This is a genomic window from Secundilactobacillus kimchicus JCM 15530 (assembly GCF_001433995.1).
GTDB lineage: Bacteria > Bacillota > Bacilli > Lactobacillales > Lactobacillaceae > Secundilactobacillus > Secundilactobacillus kimchicus.
The window spans coordinates 462867-486001 of record NZ_AZCX01000001.1 but is presented as its reverse complement, the minus strand read 5'-3'; the positions used below and the strand labels follow the sequence as shown (position 1 = coordinate 486001).

The following is a 23135-nucleotide window of genomic DNA, read 5'->3' as shown; positions in this document are numbered from 1 at the left end:
GATCACGAGTTCGAGTCTCGTACGGACCGTTCCAAAAACACCAATCACATTTGTGATTGGTGTTTTTTTAAACTATGGCGTTGTAATCGTCTAAGAGCTTTTGTGACAATGCTGGATCATGGGTAAAAATATAGAGTCCAGATACGCCGCGTTTCATGAGAACGTTGACTGAGTTACGAATCATTTGTATTTCTGCTGATCGGTATTGGTGGTCGTCTTTGAAAAGGGCCCGGCCTTTGAAAGAAACCACATCAGTGTTTTTAGCGGGATCAATTAGAACGTGATGGCCATCCGGGGCTAACTGAACGGGCGGTCCTAAGATCAAACCAACGTAATTTAAGTCGAATCCTTGTACAGTGTAGATTGAGCCAACTTCATTGATTGTTGACGGAATTTCTGCCCACGGGGTCGCGGTATGATTATATTGGTCCCAAGGTAGTCGAAAATTGCCTTCCTCAATGTAGTGTTTTCCACCATCGAGAACTGAAGGGTAACCTGTGGTGGCCACAATTCTGGATAAGCCGACCTGGTTATTTTTGGCGATGATGGTTTGGCGCATCGCTTCTGCATCTGAAAAGATCCGAAAATCATAGTGCGATGTAAAGCTTTGATCCATTGCGAGTAGTTCGCCATCTCCCGTAAATGCATTGATCCAGTTGAGTAGGCTGGGGGAGGCGGTCATTCTAATTTGCTGCTTTAACTGAGCCCACTCTGTTGGATAAGGTGCTAACCGCTTTTTTAATTGAGCGGGGGTCCAGAAACTTTTGGTTCGAAGTACTTGATGTTCATCGAAAACTAAAATGAGGACTTTGGTCAGCTTTAGTAATTCGGTTAACTGATCATGACCGTAAAAATTGTTATAGTGATCGGGCTGAGAAAGAAGTAAGTGAGCCTCATCAACAATGGTCACATCAATGTGTTCATTGGTTTTAGCGACTCGATTTATCAAAGTTGTAGGGCGTTCAAAGTTTTTCTTTAACATATCAGGAAGGCCACCGGCCAGTTGCCGATAAACTTTTAGTAGTTCTGGATGATTAACCAAAAAGTAGTTATTAGTCTGATAAAGCGGGCTGGTTTGGTCACGACTTGCTCGCTGAAGTTGGAAAAAGAGGTGGCTTAAAATCACACTCTTACCCGTTCCAGCGTCACCGTGAATGACAAAAACAGCAGGTTGTTCTGTCCCTTTGTGAGTAGCGATGAATTCCTTAATGCGCTGAATTAGATGAGTTTGCTCAGGCGTTAAATGGCGGACAGGCGATAGTTTTTCGATTGCGGCGTTTTGCACGGTGCTTTCTTCCTTTCAGAACTTGATTAATATAAAAAGCCCGGCCGTTGGTCGAGCTCAACTGTTAGCCATTCACCTGGTGGTAACTGGCAGCGTGAAAGTTATTAAGTGGGCCAGTAAAGTAAGAGAAGGGAGTAAAACTAGCCGTCCGTTTCCATGTGAGATAATCATCAGCTGAATCCCAAATGGAGAAGATAATGTTATTAGACCGGTTCTTTTCTTCTTTCATAAAGTAAACGGCTCGCATGCCATCGGGCATTGGCTGACTTTTGACAAATTGAGATGCTTTTGCATTAAATGTTTTTTGATCTTCGGGAGATAGGTTATTGAAGTACATAAAATTGAAAAAACCTCGCCACTCGGCTGTCCCTCGGTGCAACTTGATGTCATAATGGACTGGGGAAGCAAAGACCGATGGTTGGCCTGAAACGTCTAATAGCGCGAGTTGGTCACCCTTTTCTGAAGTGTCCAACAATAACATTTGCCGGTCCGGATATTTTTTAATGACCGTTTCAAGGACGGCCTTTGTGCCGAAAGTGATGCTAATTCGAGTAATCATATGACGACCTCCTAACTAGTTCACCCTAAGTATACGGGTTATCTTTCCAAAATAATAATAATTTGTTTAAAAAATAGATAAGGGAGTGCGTGAATTGAAATTAACTGTTCTAGGGTTTTACGGTGGTTACCCAGCTAACGGCGTCGGTACCAGTAGTTATATTTTATCTAGTGGGGAGTTTCATCTGTTATTGGACTGCGGCAGTGGTGCGTTGCTAAAATTGGAGACTCACATGGATCCGCTTGCTTTAGATGCGGTATTACTTTCCCACTATCACCACGATCATACAGCAGATCTGGGTGTTCTTCAATACTATTGGCAACTCCATGAGGCGCGCCCTAACGTGGCCGTTTTACCCATATATGGTCCGACGTCGGACCCGTTAAATTTTGGTAGTCTTACTTGGCCACATGCTTCTGAAGGCCATGGATATAGTGACACCCAGCCGGTCAACATTGGACCGTTTGCCGTCACGTTTATGCTGACCCACCATCCGGTTCCGGCGTATGCGATGCGAATCACGGAAAAATCAAGTGGGAAAGTCCTTGTTTTTACAGCAGATACAGCTTATTTTGAAGGTTTAGTAGATTTTGCCAAGGGGGCTGATACCCTGCTGACCGACACAAACTTTTTCAACGACAAGACTGGGACCAAATGGCACATGACTAGTGGTGAATCGGGACACCTAGCCATGGCAACAGGTGCCACGCAGCTTATTTTGACCCATTTACCACAAACGGGGGATTTGAATCAGCTTGTCGCTGAGGCGCAGGCTGCTGCACCGGCATGTCGCGTAGAACGGGCTTTTGCTGATCAAGTTTTTGATATTTAAGCGCGGCTAATTTGTGACGAAAAGCGGAGAATAGTGTGACCTTTTTGTGAAAATAGCATAAATGATGATCCGACTTGTTATACTGGCAATAGAGGTAGCCCACTAAGCCTGAATAAAGTTTGGAGGATCATCTTATGACAGTTACATTGTATACGTCACCAAGTTGTACATCTTGCCGAAAGGCTAAGACATGGTTTTTAGCCCATGATATCGACTTTGCGGAACAAAATATCTTCGTTAAAGCACCAAGTGTCAAGCAGATTAAACTAATCTTGCAATTGACTGAAAATGGTACTGAGGATATTATTTCGACTCGGTCCAAAGAGTACCAGCAACTAGATTTAGATTGGGACAACTTGTCGGTTGGTCAGCTTATAACGTTGATCACCGAACATCCAGGATTACTGCGGCGACCCATCATGTTTGATGATCGTCGATTGCAGGTTGGTTTCAATGATGATGAGATTCGGCGGTTCCTGCCACGTGAGACACGTACCCGAGAATTGGAAGCGGCAAAACGCCGTGCTAATATGGTGTAGGCCTATTGACGTACCCCTCGAAAGGTTGCTATACTGCCTATATGAAGTAGGTTGCATAGTCGCGGACTTTTAACAGGCTATTTGCTTTACAAATGCCAGATTTCCACTAAAATGGTGGGGTTAAAGTTCTGACCCGCAGAGAAAGGGGTGTTTAGACATGGAAATGGAACGTATCAATGAGAATACAATTCGTGTGTTGATCGGTAATGACGATCTGACCCAACGGGGGATTACCGTTCTTGATCTGCTGGGCAACCACAAGCAAATCGAAAACTTCTTTTACAGTGTTTTGGAAGAAGTCGACGTCGACCATCAATTTCAGGAGACAGATGCGGTCACTTTTCAGGTATTGCCTAATCGCAATGGCCTTGAACTTTTCATTAGTAAAAGTAGTGATGAGGATGAGCCTGATGAAAATCAGGATTCAATTGAATCAATTAGTCAAGAAGAGGTTCCTGATTTCTTAAAACAACAACTCATGCAGCGCGATGATGAGGAAGGTTTAGAGCCGGAAGAAGTCCCTGACGAGCCAACTAAACGTGAAACACCGTTGCACACGGTCGTCTTAAAACTTCATTCATTTGAGGACATGATTTCGATTGCTGTGAATACGAAGTTGACCGACACGCCAGCGAGCCTTTATTTCTACCAAGGCCATTACTATCTGGAACTCACGTTTCGAATCAATGAAACGTCGCCAGAGAGTATCAAGGATGAATTAGCGGTTGCATATGAGTATGCTAACAAGGCTGATGTCACAGTTGATGTTCTTGAAGAACATGGACAAACGATCATGGCACAAACTGCTATGGAGCTGACACGAAGATATTTTAGTAAGTAACTGCAAAAAGAGCTGATGAAAATCAGCTCTTTTTTCGTAGTTAAATTTTGTGAAGGAAGGGGGAGTTGACTTGCTGATTGCAAATTCGGCGTCTAGGCGAGTGTCTGCAAGTGCGGCGGTTCGCGGTGGTGACTACGAATGTCCTGGATGTCATGAGCCAGTTGTCTTGAAGCGTGGGCGTGTTAAAATTGCCCATTTTAGCCACCAAAAAAACGGGCTGTGTGTCCGTCAAGAAGAACCGGAGACGGCTGAACACTTAAGTGGTAAATGGCAGATTCAACAGCAGTTTAACGGTGATCTAGAAGTCTATCTTAGTGTCATTTCCCAGCGCCCGGATATCCTTTGTCGACGAGCTAACCGATTGATTGCAATCGAATTTCAGTGTTCGGCATTATCAACGAGTCGGTTAGAAGAGCGGACTGATGGCTATCGAAAATTAGGGATTGAGGTTGTTTGGCTACTGGGGAAAAAGTATCGAGACCGATTTAAAAAGGCCTCAGGAGCCCACCCCTTTGTCGTTTTCACTCAACGAGATGGTTGGCTCCTGCGATTTTGGCGAGTGGATTGTGAATGCCTAGAAGTTTGGAAAAATCTGCAAGTCGATTGGTTGAACCGGTTATGCTACCGCAGTAACTGCTTAGTTGCTGGACAGTGGCGGGAAACCGGCTGGATTCAAGTTAGGCATACGGCCCGAGAACGGCAGTTGTTGGAGCGCCAAATTACGATTGGGTTAAAAACTAGAAATCGACGGTTTTTAGGGTGGCAGCAGTTTTGTTATTGGCGAAACAGTCTCTTGCAAGTCATTCCGGATGTTTGTTGGACGACGCGGGTGATTCCTCCCGTTTTAGGAACCTCAATTGTGATTTGGCGGCGATTATTGTTAGCTCAATTAGATGCTAACTGGTCGCACCAGGGGATTAAAGAACGTCAGCTTTGGCGGTGGAGCCAGCAAGTGACGGAGTTGACGAATGGAGCGGCTTCGGGGTCATCAGCTGTTTTATCTACTCAGTATGCTCTGGCCATTGCCTTAATGGCTGACCTAGAAGCGAATGGACAGGTCATCAGGAAACACCATCGATGGTTTAAGCGGTCATCAGCGTCATGAGGGTTGCGAATGTGTTAAAGTAAGGGTATTACCCGCACAGGAGGCATTAGTATGTCAGAAATTAAACAATTACCCACTCGAGACGAGGTTGACCCTGAAATGACTTGGGATCTGACGCCCATCTATTCTTCAATCGCCGATTTTAACACGGACTTTGAATCTCTCAAGGCCCAACTACCGGCAATTAGCGAACTCACTGGTACCTTACATCAGGGACCCCGAGCCGTTGAGACGGCAGTCAGGACTATTTTGGATAGCATGCGTGAACTGGAAAAGCTCTACGTGTATGCATCACTTCGGCATGATCAGGATACGGCTGATGCCGCTAATCAAGCGCTGCTGAATCGGGCGCAAACGTTAGCGACCTCGTTTTCTGAAGTCGCATCTTGGTTTGAGCCAGAGTTAATGGCATTGCCAGAGGACCAACTCAATCAATGGTTGAACGACGATGAAACGCTCCAGAAGTACCGCCACTATTTACGAGCAATTCTGACGCAACGGGTGCACGTTTTATCAGCGGGTGAAGAAAAATTATTAGCGAGTGCCGGAGACGCTTTAAACGCTTCGAGCAACACTTTTAGTATGCTTAATGACGCTGATTTGGAATTTCCTGTGGTTATGGATGATGATGGGCATTCCGTACAGTTATCCCAGGGGATTTACGATCAGTTAATTCAATCAACAAAACCTGAGGTTCGAAAAATGGCCTTTCAACAACTCTACCGAGTTTATGGGCAATTTTCACATACCTTGGCTGCTACGTTATCTGGAAATGTGAAGACTCATAATTTTCAGGCAACAGCCCACCATTTTACAAATGCTCGTGAAGCGGCGTTATTTGCAAATCACATTCCAGAAAGCGTTTTTGATTCATTAGTTGACTCGGTTAATGAGCATTTGCCGCTGCTTCACCGATACGTCGCGTTACGAAAGCAATTACTTGGTGTTAAAGAACTGCATATGTATGATTTGTACACCCCAATTATGGGTGAGCCGGCCCTCAGTTATACGTATCAACAGGCCCAACAGATGGCTTTAAAAGCCCTCAGTGTTTTGGGCGATGACTACATTCAAACCGTCCAAACCGCCTTTAATTCGCGGTGGATAGACGTCGTTGAAAACAAGGGGAAACGATCGGGTGCTTATTCGTCAGGGATGTATGATACAGCACCATACATGTTATTGAACTGGCAGGACAACTTAGAGAATTTATTTACGCTTGTCCATGAGATGGGGCACAGTATGCATAGTTTTTACACAACCCACAACCAGCCTTATCAATACGGCGACTATCCAATTTTTGTCGCTGAGATTGCGTCCACAACGAACGAAAACCTTCTGACCGACTATCTGCTTAATGAAACGTCGGATCCTAAAGTAAAAGCCTTTATTCTCAATCATTATCTAGATGGCTTCAAGGGCACGGTATTTCGTCAAACGCAATTTGCCGAGTTTGAGCACTTGATTCATCAACAAGATGCGGCTGGACAGCCATTGACAGCTGATTATTTGAATCAGCAGTATCTAGCCCTTAATAAGCGCTACTACGGCGATGCGGTCATCTCAGATGATGAGATCAAACTGGAATGGAGTCGAATTCCTCACTTCTACTACAATTACTACGTTTACCAGTATGCAACTGGTTTTGCGGCTGCCAATACCTTGGCAAACGGCATCGTTACAGGGAAACCGGGCGCTCGAGAAGCTTACTTGGGCTTCCTAAAGGCAGGGAGTTCGGATTATCCCATTGAAGTGATGAAACAGGCTGGTGTGGATATGACAGCCACCAACTATTTGGATCAAGCGTTTAAGGTTTTCGAACAACGATTAATCGAATTTGAAAAGCTCGCCAAGACGCTTTAAAAGGTTTAAAAAAACGTTCACGGATAAAGTGAGGCCTACCCCTAAAGTTAAAGTGAAATCACTTTAACTTTAGGGGTTTTATTATGACAAAAATTTCGAAACAAACTAAGCTGAAAGCACTAATTGAGTATTTTGAAGGGACTACGTCACTAAAAACTGTAGCAAAAAAATATCAAATCCATCCAAGGACAATGCAAATGTTGGCAGCTGCTTACCGGACTCACGGTACCGATGTATTGTTGAACCCACCAAAGGTGACGTCAGAATATCGCGTTAAGTTGGCCCGCTGGGCTGAGAAAACGGGAGCTTCTTACACTGAAGTAGCGGCTAAATTTGGCTATGTAGGGATTCAGCAAATTATGGCTTGGCGAAAAATATATCGCCAAAAGGGGCCAAATGGTTTATTGTCTATCACAAAAGGACGAAAACCATCTATGGATAATAAGAAAAGATTGAAGAAGAAAAACATTCGTAAGAAAGCGTCCAAAACGACTGACCAACAACGTATTAAGGAACTAGAAGACGAGAATCAGGAGCTTAGAATCAAGCTAGAAGCGTCAAAATTATTGGCCTCGATGAAGCAATGAACCAACAAATCGCGCAAGTAATATGTGAACTCAAGGCCAAGTTTAAATTAGTTGATTTAATCCGTGTATTACCGATTTCAGAAGCAACATTCTTCTACTGGCGGAGACAGTCTAAAAAGCCTTCTAGGGATGCACATTTGTGTGATTTGATCATGTACTTATGGCAAGGCGATAACCATTTAGGAATTGAAAGAATCACCTCGTTACTGCGTAGCGAATTTTCGGTACTAGTTAACCACAAACGGGTCCGACGCCTGATGCATGAACTAGATATCTACGGTATGGGATACCACAAGAAAAGTAGACGGTACGATTCATCTAAAGGACCGGAAGGTACTAGAGTTAAGAACAAGTTGCATAGGCGATTCCGTACGGACCGCCCATTCCAGAAAATGGTTGCGGACGTGACGGAATTCAAAATTCCCCAAACACTGGAAAAAGTCTACCTAGAGCCAATCATGGATCTTTACAATAACGAAATTCTGACCTACGCAGTGACATCTGATAGTCCTAATTTAGAATTCGCAGTACAACCTTTAAACGAGTTGATTGAAAAGCTTCCTAACCCGAATATGAAGCGTTTCGTCCACACTGATCAAGGATGGCAGTTTCGGCACAAAGTATGGCAACGCAAGTTGCGAAAAGCAAACCTGACACCCAGCATGGCGAGACGTGCTACCTGTCTTGATAACGCCTGTATAGAAAGCTTCTTCAACAAACTGAAGGTAGAGTTAGGCAATCTAAACCAGTACCGGTCTGCGCAAGAATTAATTAAAGCCATTAAATCGTGGATTAGCTACTACAACACCAGACGGATTCAGATGAAACTAGGCGGCAAGTCGCCGATTAAATATCGACAACTTGCCGCCTAGGAAAGACAAGCAATATTCACTTTAACTTTTGGGGTACACCTCAAAGTTCCGTGAACGTTTTTTATAAGACGCGAAGATTCGGCTTGCCTTGATTGATTAGTGGTTGATTCAAAAGGCCTTGATCTTCACAGATATTATATAATGTTTGGTCAGTTACGTCGTCTAAGAGTAGACCGTAATCTGAAACAGATATATTATAAATTACTGCTGTTGAAGGTGATTCTACTTTCATTTCAGCTGCCAGATGTTGGTCGGCTTTAAATGCTTTTTGTGCCAGCGGCGAGCGCCGGTCTTCTTGAAACATCTCCAAATCAAGTGAATAGCGTTCCGCAATTTCTAAGGCTAGGTCGTCAGAATATTCCCGGCCTTCCTCGACAATTGCGTCTTGCATGCCCATTAAGAACTGGCGACCGCGCTTTTTTCCTTGAAAAAGCGCTGCTTTGTAGTCCAATATCGTCTTATAATGCACTTCAAACTGTTCGTTTCTAGTCGTTAGATCGTTGCTCAATTCGTCAGAGTTGCGCAAGTGGGAGTCAATGATTTTAGGTGACAACAACGGAATGAACTGGTAAGAAATGTTGTCTAAAATCGTGCCGGCTAGTCTTAATATACTGCGTTCCGACTTCATACATCGGGATCCCAGCGGATTAATAAATAGATACACTTCTAACACGGGTTATTCCTCCATTATCTTGATAAACTTTTTATTGTGCCTCACTACAACAGTAATCATAAAGCATTCTAAGCTGATTGCAAGCAAGTTGCCTATTGAGAGAGCCTTTAATTGGGTAGTAGCGACGACTTCTTATATAATGCACTATTCTGGCTCATTCGTAAAGTATTTTGTTTTAAACAATGAACAATCATTGCATGGCGCCGGATTAAGAAGAATATGATAGAATAGATTTTAGGTTTGTTAGTTAATAAACAAAGCCGAAATGCGAAGTTTTGAGGTGACTAGCGTGATTGAACAATGGGATCAATTTTTACTGCCATACACGCAGGCTGTAGATGAGTTAAAAGTAAAGCTTCGTGGCATGCGAAAACAATTTCAAAACCAAAACCAACGACCGCCAATTGAATTTGTGACGGGGCGGGTCAAACCAGTGGATAGTATTAAGGAAAAAATGGTTCGCCGACATGTGACGGAAGAGCGGTTAGAACAAGACATGCAAGATATTGCTGGTCTTCGAATTATGTGTCAGTTTGTTGATGACATTTACCAAGTTGTTGACCTACTTCGCAAACGGGCCGACATGACTATTCTCGAAGAACGAGACTATATTCATAATGAGAAACCGAGCGGCTATCGGTCTTATCACATTGTGGTTGAATACCCGGTTCAAATGGTGACGGGTGAAAAGAAAATTTTGGCTGAAATTCAAGTGAGAACGTTGGCGATGAACTTTTGGGCGACGATCGAACACTCATTAAACTATAAGTATCAAGGGGATTTTCCCGAGGAATTAAGCGCCCGACTGCAACGGGCCGCCGAGGCGGCCTTTAAATTAGATACCGAAATGTCTGAAATTAGAGAAGAAATTCAAGAAGCACAGCATTTATTTTCCTATGGTAAACGACCAGATGCACAGGACAAAAAGGGTGAGTGAGCATGAAAATTGCAATTTTTAGTAACTCGGGTCGGGCTTCACAAAATGTGTCAGATGCTCTGCGAACCCGAATCCGGTTCGAACATCTGACATTAGATGATGCCCACCCAGATATCGTCATTACGGTGGGGGGCGATGGCACATTATTGTCTGCTTTTCACCACTATAGCGAACAGCTGGATAAAATTCGCTTTGTGGGGATTCATACGGGACATCTCGGCTTTTATACGGATTGGCGAGATTACGAAGTGGATAAGTTGGTTGACAGTCTGGCCCACGACAATGGTCAAAGTGTGAGCTATCCGTTGCTGGATATCTGGGTCACGTACGCGGACGGTGAACAAGAAAAGAAGTTGTTGGCGTTGAATGAATCCACCCTAAAAAAAGTGACGGGAACGATGATGGCTAACGTCTACATCAAGGATGAGCTATTTGAGCTTTTCCGGGGTGATGGGCTTTGTGTGTCCACACCAACTGGTTCAACGGCCTATAACAAGTCAGCCGGCGGTGCGGTATTAAGTCCGGGATTGGATGCAATTCAAATTTCGGAAATCGCGTCAATTAACAATCGTGTGTTTCGAACTTTGGGGTCACCGCTTATTTTATCGCCTGACGAATGGGTTCGAATTGAACCGGTGCGTTCGCGGGAGAATTTGCTGACTTGCGATCAAATTTTAGTTGAAAACCGGGCCATCAAAGAGGTCGGATTCCGGATTTCGAAAAAGCGAATCAATTTTGCGCAGTACCGGCACACGCAATTCTGGCGTCGAGTTTCCGAATCATTTATTGGGGTAAAACGTAATGACAACCTTTAGTTGGCGCTATGAGGGACGCGCACCAATGTTCGTCAGGACCTTTGTCCGCCAACGGGGTATCAGTCGAACGTTGTTGAAGTCCATTAAGTTTAACGGCGGCGATATTCGGGTCAATGACGAACCGGTCCGGGTGACTCGTAAGTTAACCCAGGGTGATGAATTAGTAGTTAAGTTACCACCGGAACCGGGAAATGACCGGATTGTTCCTTCCTTTGAACCCTTAGCGATTTTATTTGAGAGTGAGCACTTTTTGGTGGTCAATAAGCCAGCAGGAATTGCTTCGGTTCCGTCGCATTTGTATCCGGACGATACGCTGGTTAACCGCGTTAAGGGTTACCTTGTCACGACTCATGCGGCAAATCAGACGACTCATATTGTAACGCGGCTTGATCGTGAAACAAGCGGGGTGGTTATTTTTGCAAAGCATCATTTTGCGCATACTGTCCTAGATACCCAGCTAAAACAGCATCGCCTCAAAAAAATGTATATTGCATTGGCTAAAGGTCGATTCAAAAATCGGCATGGGGCGATCAATCAACCGATTGGCCGGCAGCCGGGTTCGTTTGTTAAACGGATGGTTCGGACGGATGGAAAGGCGGCCTTAACGGAATACTGGGTCGTCAAACAAATGAGGGCGACAACGTTGCTCAAGCTACGATTGCACACGGGGCGGACACACCAAATTAGGGTGCATTTAACCGCTCTTGGGCACCCATTGGTTGGTGATTTTTTATACGGTCAGCAGACCGATCCGTTTATTCACCGGCAGGCCCTGCACTGCGCCAGCGTGACCTTCTATGATCCGTTTGCAGCCACTACTGTGACGTGTTACGCGCCCTTACCTTCAGATTTAGCACGGGCGGTGACCTTTGAATCACGGCAACCGGGGCAGCCGCTTAGTGCTGTGACCATGGCTAATAAAAATTAAAAAAGTCGCGATGGGGCGCTCTTTATTTTGAGCACGGTCGCGACTTTTTTGATTAAAATTACTGATTACTTTTGAATTTCAATGACGTAGTTAAGAGCAGCGCTTGCCACAAGAGTCTCAGTTGCGGACGTCGAAGAACTAATGGGGACCAAGCTGAGACCCTTGTCTTGCGCCAGTTTAATGCGATCAGATAAGTGATCAAAATTGGTCGTTAAGACCCGGTCAAAGCCAGCGGCAGCCAGCCAATCCAAGGCGGCCGTCTGGTCCGTTTCAGTTAAGGTATCCAAATCATGGTTGAAGCTTAGTGTCATACCGCCAGCAGCGGCAATTAGGTTGTTTAAACCATCAGTATCCAGGGTGTTGTCTGGGCCGAGGGCACTCATTACGACGCCATCAGCCCCAAGTTGTTGGGCCTCCAGAATATCGGCCTCCATGATTTTTAGCTCGGTGTCGGTGTATTGGGCCTGACCAATCCGGGGCCGAATGACAAAGTCCAGACTGGCCCCATTTTCGTGAGCATAGCGGATGCTTTCCGCCATGACGCCCTTACTGACGGTGGTTCCACCGTTGGTTAAATTATCGGTTATTAAGAGATGGCGCAGACCGGCTTGACCAACTAACTCAGGTAACTGGGTCGCGTTTTCAATGAGTGGCATTTTGATCATTAAATTAAGTTCCTTTCCTGTGGCAGGTTATCGATTTTAGTATGCTACAATCGATTATAACAATCTTTATTGATGAGGTGAATGATATTGAAGCAACCAAGACCTAAGATTAGAACGTGGTTCACGAGTTGGTTTTTAGATAATAAAGTCGTGGTCTCACTTTTAGTATTACTGCTCATTTTGTTAAACGTCTTGATTTTAAGCAAACTACCAGGATTGTGGGCGCCCATTCAGAGCTTATTTGATATTTTGGGCGTTCCGGTCATTATTGCGGGAGTGGGGTATTACTTAATTAATCCCCTGGTTGATTGGCTTCAGCATCGATTTAATATTAGCCGACTCGTGACAATTACGGTTGTTTTTGTTGTTATTTTTGGTTTGATTGCTTGGGGTATCTTTTCGGTAATCCCGGTTGTTCAGGAGCAGTTGACGGGGCTTATTAATAATTGGCCAACTTATTGGCATCATACGGAGCAATTTGTGTTGCAATCACTAAGTGGTTCCGAATTTGATGCCATTCGCCATCAACTGACCGATATCAATGATCAGGTCAACAATTTCTTTAAGAGTGGGGGATCCAATTTTGTCCAAACATCCCTGAACTCAATTGGTCACGTTGTCTCGCACGTTTCAACCATTGCAATCGCCGTCATAACCGCACCATTTGTCTTGTTCTACCTGTTAAAAGATGGCCATCAATTGCCAGAATACATGGTACAATTCATTCCAGTCCGCAAGCGGGTCTCGTTTTTGCGAATCCTAACGGACATGAATCGGCAAGTCAGTAATTACGTGCGCGGTCAGTTAACTGTCGCCTTCTTTGTGGCGGTTATCTTTGCAATTGGGTACGGGCTTATTGGGATGAAGTTTGCGTTACTACTGGGGATTGCTTCGGGTTTGTTAAATTTAATTCCATACCTTGGTTCATTTTTGGCCATGGTGCCAGCCATTGTCATTGGCGCTTTTGTTTCGCCTGTAATGTTATTAAAGGTTCTAATTGTTTTTGTGATTGAGCAAACTTTGGAAGGCCGGATTATTTCCCCGCTCGTTTTAGGAAACACGTTAAAAATTCACCCGGTCACCATTATCTTTATCTTGCTCGCATCAGGAAAATTATTTGGGATTGTCGGCGTTATCTTGGGAATCCCCGGATATGCAGTGTTAAAAGTGATAGGGACCGAAATATTTCATTGGTATCAAAGTCAAAGTCAGTTTGAGGCGCCTGCAGATTCGACCAAATGAGCCAAAAAAAGTCCCTCGCAATCGCGAGGGACGAACCCTGAAATTTACCAGCTAGCTTTCTTAATACCGGGAATTTGGCCCTTGTGGGCTAGTTGTCGGAAATTCAAGCGTGACATGCCAAACTTTCGCATGTAAGCGTGAGGCCGGCCGTCCAAGTGATCTCGATGATGAATTCGGGTAGGTGATGCATTTCGTGGTAGCCGACTTAAAGCGGCATAGTCACCATTTTTCTTATATTCACTACGGATAGCGGCGTACTTAGCAACCGTTTCCTCAATTCGTTTTTCTTTTGCAATCTTAGATTTCTTAGCCATTGAGATTCTCCTTCATCAAATAGTGTCTGGTGCTGTGACGAATATCGATGAGTAACAAACTGTTTTTTAGGATAACACAACATAATCGTAATTGCTACTATTTAAAACTGGTTTCTTGCTTTTTTAGAATAGTGGCTATCTGGGATTTTCTTGCAATCATTATAAAATAGTGTTAAGTTATTAGTCGAGAAATCGTTCGGGTGTAGATGTCGACCAGTCGTCAGCTATACTCGAATTCGCACTTCATTAACGCAGTTCCTCGCCGTGATAACACCGAGGGGTTGCGTTTTTTTATGCGAAGCATTCTAATTTATTTAAAGCGAGGAACAGTTATGGCAAACCACATTGTATTATTTGAACCGCTTATGCCAGCCAATACGGGCAACATTGCCCGGACTTGTGCAGGAACCGACACCACGTTAGACTTAATCGAACCACTCGGGTTTTCAGTGGATGACGCGCATTTAAAACGGGCCGGGTTGGATTACTGGGACAAAGTTAACATCGTTTATCACGATAATTTGGCGGCGTTCATGGCGACGGTTCACGATATGAGCCGGTTATTTTTGGTCTCCAAGTTTGCGGACCAAGCCTATACGGACCCGAATTATACCGACGTGGCTGGGGGGGATTTTTACTTTATGTTTGGCAAGGAAACAACCGGGTTACCAGAACCGTTTATGCGTCAACATAGCGAAAAGGCAATCCGAATTCCCCAAGATGATTCCCATATTAGGGCGTTAAACTTGTCAAATTCAGCAGCCATTGTAATTTACGAGGTTCTCCGGCAGCAAAACTTTAATAACTTGGAGCGCAGCCACCACTATGAAAATGATAAACTAAAGTGAGATTGAACACAGGGGGAACGCATTTTGGCAGCAAAACGCCAGTCAACAAAACGAACGACAGCCACCAAACGGCGGCCCAAAAAAACAACACAAAAGGCTAAGGCACTGCATTATGAACTTAACATAGCAGGGTTAGGCTTGTTTTCGTTGAGCTTACTAGCCCTCTTTCAGGCCGGCTTCGTCGGAACGTTAGTGGCTAATGTCATCCGATTATTTGTCGGGAATAGTTATTTATTGCTGGCTCTTTTAATAAGTGCGCTTGGGTTAACGCTCTTGATTATGGGTGTTTGGCCCAGCCTTAAGGCCCATTATTGGTGGGGGGGCGGCCTTGCTTTAGCCGGGTGGTTACTAATGAGTCACGTGACGATGTTTCTATCAGCCGGTCAACATACTGGATTTTTAGCCTATACTTGGCAACTCTGGGCATCTGATCTGGGTCACGGCAGCTTATCCCTTGATTTAGGCGGCGGGATGTTTGGGGCGTTAATGTTAACGCTAACACATTTTCTAGTTGCTTTTCTAGGCTCTCAGGTCTTAGCGATTTTGGTGATGGTTGCCGGCGGCCTAATCTTCTTCGACATTCCATTTGTTCGGGTTTTACAGATCATTCAGAAAATGGCAATTTGGCTGGGGACTCACCTGACCCAGCTTTACCAAGTGTGTCAGGCGTGGTTTGAGCGTCGTGCTCGCGACCGGTCAAAATCGCAGTCAAAGCCTGCCCGGAAGGCGGTTAAAGTCGATGAGACGCCTTTGGTAGCCCCGGAGGATAAGACGTTGCCTGAACCTGTGCTGGATCAAAAACAGCCGACAAAGTCAGCTAGTGCCCAACCCGTCACGATTAACGTTGCGGCGGATCAAAATCAGTCTAAGCCAAAAAACGATGAAGAATTTGAGGAATCCTCCATGATTCAAGTTGCCGATGATGATCCTAACTACCAGTTACCGGGTTCGAACTTGTTAACACCGGTTACCGAAAATGACCAAACAGATGACTATAAATTAATTGAAAAGAATACGAAAGTGCTTGAAAAAACCTTAGACAGTTTTGGGGTCGATGCGGAAATCAGGCATGTTAATTTAGGACCATCAGTGACCGAATATGAGCTTCATCCGGCCATTGGCGTGAAAGTGTCACGAATCGTTAATTTGGCGGACGACCTTGCCTTAGCGATGGCGGCTAAAGATATTCGGATTGAAGCGCCTATTCCAGGTAAATCCTTAATTGGTATTGAGGTGCCTAACCGGGAAGTGGCGACAGTGTCGTTTCGGGACGTGAGTGAGGCAGTGTCACATTCAGCAAACCATCCGTTGGAAGTCCCGCTAGGTCGGGACGTGACAGGAAAGGTTATCAGCAGCGATTTAACCAAGATGCCCCACCTGCTAATTGCCGGATCTACTGGGAGCGGTAAGTCAGTTGCCATTAATGGCATCATCGTCAGTATCCTAATGAATGCTAAACCGAGCCAGGTTAAGCTTATGTTGATTGATCCCAAAAAAGTTGAATTGAGTGTCTACAACGGTATTCCCCACCTGCTAACGCCGGTTGTGTCGGAACCGAAAAAAGCGGCACGGGCCCTTCACAAAGTGGTTCACGAGATGGAGCAGCGATACGATCTGTTTTCAAAGGTCGGTCAACGAAAGATTTCGGGGTATAACCAATACGTTCAGGAACAAAACAAAACGAGCGATAAACCGTTACCGCTATTGCCCTATATCGTGGTTATTGTGGATGAGTTGGCCGACCTGATGATGACTGTTTCCAACGAGGTTGAAGATGCCATTATTCGCCTAGCCCAAATGGGGCGGGCAGCCGGTATTCATATGATATTGGCCACGCAACGGCCGTCTGTTGATGTGATTACGGGGTTAATAAAAGCCAATGTTCCGTCGCGAATGGCCTTTGCCGTTTCAAGCGGGGTAGACTCCCGAACAATTCTTGATAGCAATGGTGCTGAAAAACTGCTTGGTCGAGGGGATATGCTCTATCTACCGATTGACCAAAACACGCCAATCCGAGTTCAAGGGGCCTTTATCCCGGATCAGGATGTGGAGCGTGTGGTGACCTTTATTAAGGATCAGCAGCAGGCTGACTATGACGAGCAGATGATGGTCAGTGATGAGGAAGTTGCCGAAAATGCTGACAGTTCGGACGATGAATTGTTTAATGAAGCCCTTGAGTTTGTTGTTAATGAGCAAAAAGCTAGTACTTCGTTATTACAACGCCACTTTCGAATTGGCTATAACCGCGCTGCCCGGTTGATCGATGACTTGGAGCAAGGTGGTTTCATTGGGCCACAGGAGGGGAGCAAGCCCCGACAAGTTTATAAAGCAAAACCGGAAGAATAAAAAAAACCATCGGAATTCGTATCCGATGGCTTTTTTATTTAGAATAATCCTAGTGACCCTGCGGCCCCAGCGAAGACTGAAAATACGGTGACGATAATCATTAACCAGACAAAAACCATAGTTATTTTCTGGAATGTTGACTTTTTTTTCTTTGAAGATTTCATATTGAGTCACAACCCCATTTAAAAGATTACTGTCGTAAGTGTAACGTGGAATGCTTAGAAATGCAATTTAAATAATGACTTAAATCCGGGGCACTCATCAGATCTCAATTTGAATGTTAATTAAAACACCGTTATAATGGGAAAGTTAAAATTGACGAAAGGCGGAGCAAACCGTGGGAATTGTAATGATGCAGTTAATTGTTTTGGTTGGCGCTTGGGTACTTGTGAAACTCATCCAAAGGGTTGGTCGCAGTCCCAAACTTAAAAAAATTCGGTTTCGGGATGGGTTACCTTTTTTTCTGGCGTTTTTCATTTGGCAACTAGCTCATTTGTGGACGTTTCCCTGGTGGGCCTATCTGTTGATGGGGTGGGCGATTCTCGGAATTGGCGTCACGTGTTATTTGGCGGCTAAGCGAGGCGAAATCCTGTGGCGCAAATTTCTAGTCTTGTTCTTGCGACTAAGTGGTGTTTATCTGTTCTTGGGTTACATTGCCACGATTCTCGCCATGCCCTGGTTGAAGTAACCGAAAAATGGGTGGAAGTCCCCACCATTCCCCACCCAAACTAAAAACTACATAATCATTGATATAACGGGGATACAACCGATCTTAGTAATAAAGATCGGTTGTTTTTTTGCTTTTTTTAGAATTTTTTTGGGGGAATGTGGTAGGGAGTGGGGACTTGTGGTAGACTGAATATATCAGTGGGAGGGGAGGAATCTAACGATGTTCATGGGCGAGTTTGAGCATACAATTGATTCCAAAGGCCGACTGATTATTCCAGCAAAGTTTCGTGGTGAATTAGGGGAAAAATTTGTGGTAACTCGAGGAATGGATGGCTGCTTATTTGGGTATCCGATGAGTGGTTGGGAAAAACTTCAAGAACGGTTATCGCAATTGCCACTGAATAAGCGAGATGCCCGGGCCTTTGTCCGGTTTTTCTACTCTGCCGCTACTGAGTGCACGTTCGATAAGCAGGGCCGAATTAATATTCCTAGTCCATTGGCGAAACATGCGGAATTAGAGAAACAATGCATCATCGTTGGGGTTTCTGACCGCTTTGAAATTTGGAGCCAGACGCGTTGGCAATCATTTGCTGACAGTGCTGAAGAAAACTTCGACGATATTGCGGAGAATTTAATGGATTTTGATATTTAAGCTTTGAAAGGAGGGTCACCGTGGCCACGTTTAATCACGAAACGGTTTTGTTAAATGAAGCGGTTAACGAATTGAAGATAACGGGGAGCGGCGACTATGTGGACTGCACGCTAGGGGGCGGCGGTCACAGCTCAAAGATTAGTTCAAAGCTGACGACAGGACGCTTGTTTGCGTTCGATCAAGATCAAACGGCAATCGATTTTAATGCCAATCGGTTTGCTAAGGAAATTCAAGCAGGCAGTGTCATATTGATCCATGCAAATTTTCGAAACATACAGGGGGAACTTGCAGCTCGTCATGTCACCGGTGTCGATGGAATCGTCTATGATCTAGGGGTTAGTTCACCCCAGTTCGATGATGCTAGTCGGGGATTTAGTTACCGATATGACGCACCGTTAGATATGAGAATGGATCAGACCGCAACGTTAACTGCGCAAGACGTTGTGAATGACTGGTCGTACCAAGATTTGGTGCGCATTTTTTACCGCTATGGTGAGGAGCGCTTTGCCAAACCGATCGCAAGAAAAATTGAGCAGTATCGTAAGACTAAAAGGATCGAGACAACCGAGCAACTTGTGGACATCATAAAAGAAGGCATTCCAGCGGCAGCTAGGCGGCATGGAGGTCATCCAGCGAAAAAGGTCTTCCAAGCAATTCGGATCGCAGTCAATGATGAATTGGGTGCGTTAGAGACATCACTTGAACAAGCGTTATCACTGTTGAATCCGGGGGGACGAATTAGTGTGATAACGTTTCAGTCATTAGAGGATCGGCTTGTTAAATCAATGTTTAAAGAGAAGAGTAGCTTGCCAGAGTTACCTCCGGGATTACCGGTGGTCCCAGATGAACTACAACCTGACTTTAAGTTAGTTACGCGCAAACCGATAGTGCCTAGTGAAGCTGAGATGGCAGAAAATCATCGCGCTCATAGTGCAAAACTAAGAGTTATTGAAAAAAGCCGAACAATAAGATAAACTATGTACAGGGATAGGATGATGATGTATGGCTCAAAACAATTTGGCAAGACAAGCGGTTCCAATGAAACCACTGCGGGTAGCAAATCCCGAACGACCAATACATACAACGACAGGGAATCAATCAGTAGAAGTTCCAAAGCACCTTGCACTTTCAAAGTTTGAAAAATGTCTGATGACCGTGGGGACGGTTATTACGATGTGCATGATGGTTTGGTTGGTCAGTTTAAAGATCGGGGTTTCTACAGCACAACAACACTTACAGGACGTTAATTCAAGAATTGCATCCGTTCAAACTAAAAACGTGAGCACCAAGCAGGAAGTTAACGAACTGCAAAATCGGGCCCGCTTAGATAAGATTGCCCAAAAGGACGGTTTGTCACTTTCGAACGGTAAGATAAGGAATGTAAACAAATGAAACAATCACCTAAACGAACGGTGACTAGTCAAGATGCGCGGCGTAATCGCAGGGTGTTCGGTCGAATTCTTCTGCTGTTATTTTCAGCTGTTTTCTTACTATTCATTGTTCGTTTTTCGTATATCACTATTGGCAAGAGTGTGGAACACGTTAACTTAAGCACCCAAGCCAAAAAGTTATATACCGCAACCCAAACGTTAAAAGCGGATCGTGGTAGCATATACGATTCTAACAACCAACCAATCGCGCAGGATACAAGCACCTATTCGTTGTATGCAGTCCTTGATAAATCGCAAAAAAGTCTTGCAGGTGAACCGCTTTACGTCCAAGACAAAGAAAAAACTGCAACGGTTCTGGCGAAGAATTTGCCACTGACTAAAAAACAAGCGATGGCTTATTTGACACCAGCTAATTCAAAAGCGTTTCAAGTTGAATTTGGTGCAGCGGGCCAAAATATTTCCTTGACTACAAAGAGTAAGATTGAAAAGGCCCACTTAACGGGTCTAAATTTTGTGCAACAGCAAGCGCGGTTATATCCTAACGGTACTTTTGCGTCAAACCTGATTGGGAATGTCACGACGCAAAAAAATCAGTTAGTTGGAACGATGGGACTAGAACAAGCCTTCAACTCGATATTAAATGGGCGTGATGGCTTTAAAAAAGTGAGCCAAGATAATAACGGTTACCAAATTCCGGGCACACTGCAAAAGGATCGGCAACCACAAAACGGGGATAACGTGTATACGACGCTGGATTCACGACTTCAAACACTTTTGGAAACGGAAGTATCCTCGCTTCAGGCCAAGGTTCATGCGAAGTCGCTAGGGGCCACGCTTATGAATGCAAAAACTGGGGAGATTCTAGCAACTACGCAGCGCCCAACGTTTAATCCGCAGACGGGTAAGGGCATTGGGAATGCATGGCGTAACTCGTTAACGCAAGATTTGTATGAACCTGGGTCAACCATGAAGATTTTTACAATGGCTGCCTCAATTGATAGTGGTCATTATAACGGGAATGCGTTATACAATTCCGGGCGCTACGAGGTTGGCGGTCGAATTGTGCCAGACTGGAATACTGGCGGTTGGGGCTTGATTTCCTATAACAAGGGATTTGCCCTTTCTAGTAACGTTGCTATGGCTCACCTTGAGCAGCAAATGGGATCAGAAACGTGGAAAAAGTACATCAAACGGTTTGATTTTCTTAAGTCTACCAATTTTGGGCTACCAGGCGAACAGTCCGGTAGTTATCAATTTTCATTACCAATTGAACAGGCGAATACAGCTTTTGGTCAAGGGATTCAAGTGACTCAGATTCAGATGCTGCAAGCGTTGTCCGCCATTGCCAATAATGGTAAGATGTTAAAGCCTTACGTGGTTCGTAAAGTGACCTCGTCATCTGGTCAGACTATTAAGAAATACGGTAAAAAAGTGATTGGCCAGCCGGTTTCAAAAGCAACGGCAGAAGCTGTCCGAAAACATATGGAAGACGTTGTTTATAAGTCTTACGGTATCGGTAGTGATTTTAAAATTAAAGGGGTTCGGGTGGCCGCTAAAACCGGGACGGCACAGGTGGCTGGTAGTTCAGGCTATATGACCGGGGATAACAGCTATCTGTATTCTGTAGCGGGGATGGCACCCGCCAAGGACCCTAAGTACGTGATGTACGTGACGATGAAGCAACCAACGTTACCAGGATCAGAAACGCCAACTCAACTCACGTCAGACGTCTTTAAGCCCGTCTTAAAGCGCGCATTACAGGAAGCAAACGGCCAACAAACGCCGCGAATGAGTCAAAAGACGAATAAAATGCCAAATCTCGTCGGAACCCAACTGGCAACTGCGCAAAGCAAACTAACAAAGCAGGGCTTTCAGGTCACAGTTCTTGGCAACGGGTCAACTGTCCGCCAGCAATCGCCGACGAACGGGCAATTAATGCTGACGGGACAACGAGTGATGTTGGTGACGGCCGGGCCGATTCAGATGCCTGATGTCACCGGTTGGTCAAAGAGTGACGTCCTCCGTCTAGGTCAACTTTTAGGCATGAAGGTCAGCTTTGACGGATCCGGTTACGTTGCTAAACAAAGCATTGCCGCAGATAAAACAGTTAGTGATAACAGTCATTTAAAAGTGACATTGAAGTAGCGCTAGTCGCTGCGAAATTCTTGCACCGAGGAAGAGGAGAACAACAAGATGAGTTCATTAGTGTCAGCAGCGATTAGTTTTTTAATCACGGCGCTTGGAATGCCCGCGTTAATTCGGTATTTTCGGGCCAAGCATGAGGGGCAAATGATTCGTGAAGAAGGCCCAACGTGGCACGAAAAGAAATCTGGAACCCCAACGATGGGTGGTCTATTATTTATCATTGCGATGCTAGTGGCGTCAGTCGTTAGTGGTGCAATGGCAGGCTTGCTCAGCCCGGCATTAGGGATTCTTCTCTTCATCTTGGTCCTATATGGGTTACTGGGCATGTGGGATGATTCCATCAAGCTTTTTCGACGCCAAAATGAGGGCTTGAAGGCTTGGCAGAAATTGGCTGGGCAAATCGTCGGCGCGGTAATCTTTATGGTGGTTTACGTTCATGAAAGGCTCCCGCTGGCGGTTCATATTCCGGGGATGGGTGATTTACACCTGGGATTCTTGTACATCTTGTTTGTAATTATTTGGCTCGTCGGTTTTTCGAACGCAGTCAATTTAACCGACGGATTAGACGGTCTAGTTTCCGGTTTAGCCACAATTGCGTTTGGTGCGTATGGTTTTCTGGCCTGGCACCAACATCAATTTGACATTATGATTTTTTGTTTGGCAGTTGTCGGCGGTTTGGTTGGGTTTTTCATTTATAACCATAAGCCAGCTAAAATTTTCATGGGCGACATGGGCTCGCTTGCCCTAGGTGGTGCTTTGGCTGCGGTATCAATTCTGTTGCATCACGAGTTGTCGCTTTTATGGATTGGCCTTATTTTCGTCATTGAAACTGCTAGTGTCATTTTACAAGTTGCCTCCTTCAAACTGACCGGGAAACGGCTATTCTTGATGAGTCCAATTCACCATCATTTTGAAATGAAAGGGTGGAGCGAATGGCGAGTTGACGGAACTTTTTGGGCAATCGGTCTGATCACAGCCGTTACCGGTGTTTTAGTGATGTGGTAATACTTCTCGATAGGTGGCAGAA

25 protein-coding genes are annotated in these 23135 nt (G+C 44.9%); 19 read left to right on the top strand and 6 right to left on the bottom strand.

The genetic code is table 11. The features are described from left to right. Positions 1 to 67 precede the first annotated feature (67 nt). Positions 68 to 1285: a DUF2075 domain-containing protein gene (locus tag FC96_RS02455; protein WP_056941872.1), complete on the bottom strand. Its 1218-nt coding sequence runs from the start codon at positions 1283 to 1285 to the stop codon at positions 68 to 70. Positions 1286 to 1349: 64 nt separating this feature from the next. Beyond that, complete coding sequence (locus tag FC96_RS02450; protein ID WP_056941871.1) at positions 1350 to 1844, bottom strand: hypothetical protein; 495 nt, start codon at positions 1842 to 1844, stop codon at positions 1350 to 1352. A gap of 94 nt (positions 1845 to 1938) precedes the next feature. Here FC96_RS02450 and FC96_RS02445 point away from each other — a divergent pair, with 94 nt between their 5' ends. The 7 genes from FC96_RS02445 to FC96_RS02415 all read left to right on the top strand — a co-directional run bounded on the left by FC96_RS02445 (position 1939) and on the right by FC96_RS02415 (position 8483). Beyond that, positions 1939 to 2676 (top strand): MBL fold metallo-hydrolase, encoded by a 738-nt coding sequence (locus FC96_RS02445; protein ID WP_056941870.1) that lies wholly within the window; start codon positions 1939 to 1941, stop codon positions 2674 to 2676. Between the two features lie 134 nt (positions 2677 to 2810). Beyond that, the gene (spx, locus tag FC96_RS02440) at positions 2811 to 3215 is read left to right on the top strand and encodes a transcriptional regulator Spx (protein WP_054659738.1); all 405 of its coding nucleotides are present in this window, start codon (positions 2811 to 2813) and stop codon (positions 3213 to 3215) included. A gap of 157 nt (positions 3216 to 3372) precedes the next feature. Next, positions 3373 to 4056: an adaptor protein MecA gene (locus FC96_RS02435; protein WP_056941869.1), complete on the top strand. Its 684-nt coding sequence runs from the start codon at positions 3373 to 3375 to the stop codon at positions 4054 to 4056. Between the two features lie 70 nt (positions 4057 to 4126). After that, complete coding sequence (locus tag FC96_RS02430; RefSeq protein WP_056941868.1) at positions 4127 to 5161, top strand: competence protein CoiA; 1035 nt, start codon at positions 4127 to 4129, stop codon at positions 5159 to 5161. Positions 5162 to 5212: 51 nt separating this feature from the next. Next, positions 5213 to 7024, top strand: coding sequence for an oligoendopeptidase F (gene pepF / locus FC96_RS02425; RefSeq protein ID WP_056941867.1), 1812 nt, complete (start codon positions 5213 to 5215; stop codon positions 7022 to 7024). An 83-nt stretch (positions 7025 to 7107) separates the two neighbouring features. Beyond that, positions 7108 to 7611 carry a helix-turn-helix domain-containing protein gene (locus FC96_RS02420; protein WP_056941866.1) on the top strand — a complete coding sequence of 168 codons (504 nt, stop codon included), beginning with the start codon at positions 7108 to 7110 and terminating at the stop codon, positions 7609 to 7611. After that, the gene (locus tag FC96_RS02415; protein WP_156403130.1) at positions 7608 to 8483 is read left to right on the top strand and encodes an IS3 family transposase; all 876 of its coding nucleotides are present in this window, start codon (positions 7608 to 7610) and stop codon (positions 8481 to 8483) included. The genes FC96_RS02420 and FC96_RS02415 overlap by 4 nt, the downstream gene beginning before the upstream one ends. Before the next feature lie 61 nt (positions 8484 to 8544). On the opposite strand, the gene FC96_RS02410 is transcribed toward FC96_RS02415, so the two are convergent. Then, entirely contained in the window at positions 8545 to 9156 is a 612-nt protein-coding gene (locus FC96_RS02410; RefSeq protein ID WP_056941865.1) for a DsbA family protein, read from the bottom strand. Positions 9157 to 9445: 289 nt separating this feature from the next. Between FC96_RS02410 and yjbM the strand changes: the two genes are divergently transcribed. Genes yjbM through FC96_RS02395 form a run of 3 tightly spaced genes read left to right on the top strand, consistent with a single transcriptional unit; the run spans position 9446 to position 11836 of the window. After that, positions 9446 to 10093, top strand: a complete 648-nt coding sequence (gene yjbM / locus FC96_RS02405; protein ID WP_056941864.1) for a GTP diphosphokinase — start codon at positions 9446 to 9448, stop codon at positions 10091 to 10093. 2 nt (positions 10094 to 10095) lie between these two features. Beyond that, positions 10096 to 10908 carry an NAD kinase gene (locus FC96_RS02400; RefSeq protein ID WP_056941863.1) on the top strand — a complete coding sequence of 271 codons (813 nt, stop codon included), beginning with the start codon at positions 10096 to 10098 and terminating at the stop codon, positions 10906 to 10908. After that, complete coding sequence (locus FC96_RS02395) at positions 10895 to 11836, top strand: RluA family pseudouridine synthase (RefSeq protein WP_056941862.1); 942 nt, start codon at positions 10895 to 10897, stop codon at positions 11834 to 11836. The genes FC96_RS02400 and FC96_RS02395 overlap by 14 nt, the downstream gene beginning before the upstream one ends. Before the next feature lie 65 nt (positions 11837 to 11901). Here FC96_RS02395 and FC96_RS02390 read toward each other — a convergent pair whose 3' ends face one another. Then, complete coding sequence (locus FC96_RS02390; protein WP_054659732.1) at positions 11902 to 12501, bottom strand: copper homeostasis protein CutC; 600 nt, start codon at positions 12499 to 12501, stop codon at positions 11902 to 11904. An 81-nt stretch (positions 12502 to 12582) separates the two neighbouring features. On the opposite strand from FC96_RS02390, the gene FC96_RS02385 reads away from it, so the two are divergent. After that, positions 12583 to 13743, top strand: a complete 1161-nt coding sequence (locus FC96_RS02385) for an AI-2E family transporter (RefSeq protein ID WP_156403129.1) — start codon at positions 12583 to 12585, stop codon at positions 13741 to 13743. A gap of 44 nt (positions 13744 to 13787) precedes the next feature. Here the strand turns inward: FC96_RS02385 and rpsN are convergent, their stop codons facing one another. Then, positions 13788 to 14057 carry a 30S ribosomal protein S14 gene (rpsN, locus tag FC96_RS02380; RefSeq protein WP_054659728.1) on the bottom strand — a complete coding sequence of 90 codons (270 nt, stop codon included), beginning with the start codon at positions 14055 to 14057 and terminating at the stop codon, positions 13788 to 13790. A gap of 332 nt (positions 14058 to 14389) precedes the next feature. Here rpsN and FC96_RS02375 point away from each other — a divergent pair, with 332 nt between their 5' ends. Both FC96_RS02375 and FC96_RS02370 read left to right on the top strand, forming a co-directional pair. Continuing rightward, entirely contained in the window at positions 14390 to 14905 is a 516-nt protein-coding gene (locus FC96_RS02375) for a tRNA (cytidine(34)-2'-O)-methyltransferase (RefSeq protein WP_056941861.1), read from the top strand. Between the two features lie 24 nt (positions 14906 to 14929). Next, positions 14930 to 17251, top strand: coding sequence for an FtsK/SpoIIIE family DNA translocase (locus FC96_RS02370; protein WP_056941860.1), 2322 nt, complete (start codon positions 14930 to 14932; stop codon positions 17249 to 17251). 38 nt (positions 17252 to 17289) lie between these two features. Here FC96_RS02370 and FC96_RS12670 read toward each other — a convergent pair whose 3' ends face one another. Then, on the bottom strand, positions 17290 to 17415 hold the full coding sequence (locus tag FC96_RS12670) for a DUF4044 domain-containing protein (RefSeq protein ID WP_082593153.1): 126 nt from the start codon (positions 17413 to 17415) through the stop codon (positions 17290 to 17292). 173 nt (positions 17416 to 17588) lie between these two features. Here FC96_RS12670 and FC96_RS02365 point away from each other — a divergent pair, with 173 nt between their 5' ends. The 6 genes from FC96_RS02365 to mraY all read left to right on the top strand — a co-directional run bounded on the left by FC96_RS02365 (position 17589) and on the right by mraY (position 23113). Beyond that, on the top strand, positions 17589 to 17939 hold the full coding sequence (locus tag FC96_RS02365) for a DUF3397 family protein (protein ID WP_056941859.1): 351 nt from the start codon (positions 17589 to 17591) through the stop codon (positions 17937 to 17939). Positions 17940 to 18140: 201 nt separating this feature from the next. Next, positions 18141 to 18572: a division/cell wall cluster transcriptional repressor MraZ gene (gene mraZ, locus FC96_RS02360; protein WP_054659724.1), complete on the top strand. Its 432-nt coding sequence runs from the start codon at positions 18141 to 18143 to the stop codon at positions 18570 to 18572. 20 nt (positions 18573 to 18592) lie between these two features. Next, positions 18593 to 19546, top strand: coding sequence for a 16S rRNA (cytosine(1402)-N(4))-methyltransferase RsmH (gene rsmH / locus FC96_RS02355; RefSeq protein ID WP_056941858.1), 954 nt, complete (start codon positions 18593 to 18595; stop codon positions 19544 to 19546). A 28-nt stretch (positions 19547 to 19574) separates the two neighbouring features. After that, positions 19575 to 19964: a cell division protein FtsL gene (gene ftsL / locus FC96_RS02350; protein WP_054659722.1), complete on the top strand. Its 390-nt coding sequence runs from the start codon at positions 19575 to 19577 to the stop codon at positions 19962 to 19964. After that, a complete protein-coding gene (locus FC96_RS02345; protein ID WP_056941857.1) occupies positions 19961 to 22108 on the top strand; it encodes a penicillin-binding transpeptidase domain-containing protein in 2148 nt (715 codons plus the stop codon). The genes ftsL and FC96_RS02345 overlap by 4 nt, the downstream gene beginning before the upstream one ends. A 48-nt stretch (positions 22109 to 22156) precedes the next feature. Next, positions 22157 to 23113 (top strand): phospho-N-acetylmuramoyl-pentapeptide-transferase, encoded by a 957-nt coding sequence (mraY, locus tag FC96_RS02340; protein ID WP_056941856.1) that lies wholly within the window; start codon positions 22157 to 22159, stop codon positions 23111 to 23113. Positions 23114 to 23135: the final 22 nt, after the last annotated feature.

Bases quoted from the DNA above. Each gene is read 5' to 3' on its own strand.
- FC96_RS02450 (WP_056941871.1), bottom strand. From the start codon at position 1,844: ATGATTACTCGAATTAGCATCACTTTCGGCACAAAGGCCGTCCTTGAA.
- spx (WP_054659738.1), top strand. From the start codon at position 2,811: ATGACAGTTACATTGTATACGTCACCAAGTTGTACATCTTGCCGAAAG.
- FC96_RS02435 (WP_056941869.1), top strand. From the start codon at position 3,373: ATGGAAATGGAACGTATCAATGAGAATACAATTCGTGTGTTGATCGGT.
- pepF (WP_056941867.1), top strand. From the start codon at position 5,213: ATGTCAGAAATTAAACAATTACCCACTCGAGACGAGGTTGACCCTGAA.
- FC96_RS02420 (WP_056941866.1), top strand. From the start codon at position 7,108: ATGACAAAAATTTCGAAACAAACTAAGCTGAAAGCACTAATTGAGTAT.
- FC96_RS02415 (WP_156403130.1), top strand. From the start codon at position 7,608: ATGAACCAACAAATCGCGCAAGTAATATGTGAACTCAAGGCCAAGTTT.
- FC96_RS02400 (WP_056941863.1), top strand. From the start codon at position 10,096: ATGAAAATTGCAATTTTTAGTAACTCGGGTCGGGCTTCACAAAATGTG.
- FC96_RS02395 (WP_056941862.1), top strand. From the start codon at position 10,895: ATGACAACCTTTAGTTGGCGCTATGAGGGACGCGCACCAATGTTCGTC.
- FC96_RS02390 (WP_054659732.1), bottom strand. From the start codon at position 12,501: ATGATCAAAATGCCACTCATTGAAAACGCGACCCAGTTACCTGAGTTA.
- FC96_RS02385 (WP_156403129.1), top strand. From the start codon at position 12,583: ATGATATTGAAGCAACCAAGACCTAAGATTAGAACGTGGTTCACGAGT.
- rpsN (WP_054659728.1), bottom strand. From the start codon at position 14,057: ATGGCTAAGAAATCTAAGATTGCAAAAGAAAAACGAATTGAGGAAACG.
- FC96_RS02375 (WP_056941861.1), top strand. From the start codon at position 14,390: ATGGCAAACCACATTGTATTATTTGAACCGCTTATGCCAGCCAATACG.
- FC96_RS12670 (WP_082593153.1), bottom strand. From the start codon at position 17,415: ATGAAATCTTCAAAGAAAAAAAAGTCAACATTCCAGAAAATAACTATG.
- mraZ (WP_054659724.1), top strand. From the start codon at position 18,141: ATGTTCATGGGCGAGTTTGAGCATACAATTGATTCCAAAGGCCGACTG.
- ftsL (WP_054659722.1), top strand. From the start codon at position 19,575: ATGGCTCAAAACAATTTGGCAAGACAAGCGGTTCCAATGAAACCACTG.
- FC96_RS02345 (WP_056941857.1), top strand. From the start codon at position 19,961: ATGAAACAATCACCTAAACGAACGGTGACTAGTCAAGATGCGCGGCGT.
- mraY (WP_056941856.1), top strand. From the start codon at position 22,157: ATGAGTTCATTAGTGTCAGCAGCGATTAGTTTTTTAATCACGGCGCTT.